Annotated in this window: 3 protein-coding genes; all 3 read left to right on the forward strand. The window is 35.9% G+C overall.

The window, feature by feature from the left end; all coding sequences use genetic code 11:
• Window positions 1–63 precede the first annotated feature (63 nt).
• Complete coding sequence (locus CLV82_RS14625; RefSeq protein WP_133645107.1) at window positions 64–735, forward strand: carboxypeptidase-like regulatory domain-containing protein; 672 nt, start codon at window positions 64–66, stop codon at window positions 733–735.
• Between the two features lie 173 nt (window positions 736–908).
• A complete protein-coding gene (locus CLV82_RS14630; protein WP_133645108.1) occupies window positions 909–1,913 on the forward strand; it encodes an AlbA family DNA-binding domain-containing protein in 1,005 nt (334 codons plus the stop codon).
• A 217-nt stretch (window positions 1,914–2,130) separates the two neighbouring features.
• Window positions 2,131–2,655, forward strand: a complete 525-nt coding sequence (locus CLV82_RS14635) for a hypothetical protein (protein ID WP_133645109.1) — start codon at window positions 2,131–2,133, stop codon at window positions 2,653–2,655.
• Window positions 2,656–2,850 lie beyond the last annotated feature (195 nt).

Here is a 2,850-nt window from a genome sequence, read left to right on the forward strand (position 1 = left end):
AGTGGGTGATATCTGGGCCCAAACCATCGTAATCGAAACTGACTGATTGATTGATTAAAACGTATGGTAACACTGGCTATAATTCAGCGCTGCTTTCCGTATTCCGAAAATTTCCTACATTTAAACCAAACTAAACCAGGCGTGACTGTGAAGTCGGCGTCGCGCCTTGCCAACGTTAATTTCTCCTGGCAAAAAACACCAGGAGACCCAACGCTCGCGCAACGCCGGGAATACCGCCGAAATCATAGCCCTGACCGTTGGCAACAATATGAAAAACCGAAAACTTTGAGAATTAAAACAGTATTTTTCATATCATTCTTTTTTTGCTTTTTCTCTGTATTTGGACAACGGACTTTAAGAGGAAAAACTATCGACCAATTTTCAGAAAGTGCCATTGGAATCACAATATTCGACAAAGACACAATCAAAATCGGACAAACTGACTTGAATGGGTATTTCCAAATTAAAGTACCCAAAGAAACAAATAAATTGATTTTTGCTGGAGTTGGCTATGAATGGGCAGTTGTTACAGTTCCATTGGAATGTAAAAATCTAGAGATAATTTTATTTTTGGCTTCTACTTACGATTTTATGACTCCTAGAAAAGTTGACAGACTTCGGAAAAAAGAATTTGAAAAATTAACCGAATTGCACTATGAAGCTTATAAAAAAGGAATTTTTGAAACCGAAAAACCTTGTGTTATTCGAAAGTTCGAACCGAATTGGCCAAAATAATTGAATGAAAATACTGTTGCCAACAATGTATAACCGCAATTTGCTGCGCTGTTCGCTTCGCTCGGAACGGCGGATAATTCGTTCCTATAAAGAGATATTGCCATTTGAAAATCTTACTATTTAAAAACCGCAACTGACGGTTATACGAGACCGTTGTGCAATATTGGAATAAAATGGACCAAGCAATTTTAAAAATCCTGTTATACAATTCAGAGGGCTCAACATTAGACTTCAAAAAAGAGGACTACAAACTCGGAAAAAATCCCAAAAAAAATGACCTTCTCAAGGATCTAATCGCCTTTGCCAACCATCCATCAAATCAGGATAAATACATTTTTATAGGAGTTAAGGAAAAAAATGGAATGGCAAGTGAATTCTTTAGTATTGACAGCCCTTTGGACGATGCAAACTATCAAGAATTTGTAAAAAATAGTATTGAACCTGAGCTACAATTTGAATATCAAAATTTCACCCATGAAGGCAATTTAATGGGCTACTTTAGAATATTTGGAAATAATAAACGTCCATATTTATTTAAAAAGGATATAAAGAAACCGGGCATAAACCAGCTCGAATATAAACAAGGTGATGGCTATATTAGAATTGGGACTTCAACAAAGAAAATTACTCGGAAAGACCTTGAAATTATCTATGAGAATAGATTTAAATCTAAAGACCGAAAAAATGACCTGAAAGTAAATCCAATCATTGGAATTCCTAAGAAAGAATTCTATGATATTGGATTGCGATATTTAGATATTGAAATTGTTAACACATCAAATAAATCAATAGAATTTGAAGTTGAGCTTGAAGTTTATAAATCTGACGATCACCTTTTGATTACAGAGAAAGAAATGGGTCAAATACTACGTGAAAATCATCAGAACAGCATTTCTATATTTGGTGCTTCAGGTCCTTTTATTGATGTTACAGATCCTTTCTTTACCTCCAAGGATAATGGCGATTCCATTATTCTATCTGACCTAAGAGCAGCACAATATAGATTGGCCCAAAGAGATTCCATTACTGATGTTTTCAACCAAAATTTGTTGCTTCGGGTAAAAAGAATGAAGCCAGTACGAGGCAAAATAATTATTAGAAGTGATGACTTTACGGATGGAATACTTGAAATGGACTTGACATTTGATATACCCAACATTGCACAACAACGGCTATGAGCCATAGCTTCCACTCTGCACTCAAGAATATTTACTCTATATTTAATACCTAATTAAACTGGTTAGCGCTTTGCGAAAGCCAGTTGTTTGGAAAAACCATGGAATGGTGATCTTCGGAAGATAACTCCTTGTATGATCGCCTGGGAAGGCCAGGGGCCATCTCCAAACAACTGTCCAAAGTCGCTACGGCGCATAGCCCTGACCGTTGTAGCATATATTGAAAAACACGAATTCAAATAAGATTATAACTGGCTGTATCTACGGATTACTAGTTGTATTTGTGGTTGGTGTTTGGATTTGGGAACTCCGCGAATTTGATGATACCCTTGCCAATATGTGGGGGTGGGAAAAAAGGTATGAATTTGCAAATGTCATCTATACTTTAAAAATTACTAACACTTTCTCTGCATCAATTATTTCATTATCTCTTGGACTCGGTTTGTTTTTCAAAAATAGATTTGGCTGGATATTGATAACCGGTTGGTTCTATTATTTGTGTATCAATTTAATCAAACTAGTGTCTGGTGTTTTACCAAAAAACACAACTGATTTATTTCAATTAATGTTTATATCAATACCAATATGTTTTATCGTTTTAATGAATAAATTCACAGGTATACTTGAATATCACAATGTTCAAACTAGGGGTAAATTAAAATTGAATCTTTTTGCTTTTGTGATGGGAATCTTGCTTTTCGCATTTCTTCTTGGAAAAAAATACATGCTACAACATCGGCTATGAGCCATAGCTTCCTTCCTGCACTCAAGAATATTTACTCTATATTTAATACCTAATTAAACTGCTCAGTGCTTTGCGAAAGCCAGTTGATTGGTAAGACCAGGGAATGGTGATCTTCGGAAGATAACTCCTTGTATGATCGCTTGGGCTAGCCAGGGGTCAGCTCCAAACAACTGTCCAATGTCGCTACGGCGCATA

The sequence above is a fragment of the Zeaxanthinibacter enoshimensis genome, assembly GCF_004362865.1.
Classification (GTDB): domain Bacteria; phylum Bacteroidota; class Bacteroidia; order Flavobacteriales; family Flavobacteriaceae; genus Zeaxanthinibacter; species Zeaxanthinibacter enoshimensis.

Coding starts and splice junctions, on each gene's coding strand:
- CLV82_RS14625 (WP_133645107.1), top strand. CDS start 64: ATGGTAACACTGGCTATAATTCAGCGCTGCTTTCCGTATTCCGAAAAT.
- CLV82_RS14630 (WP_133645108.1), top strand. CDS start 909: ATGGACCAAGCAATTTTAAAAATCCTGTTATACAATTCAGAGGGCTCA.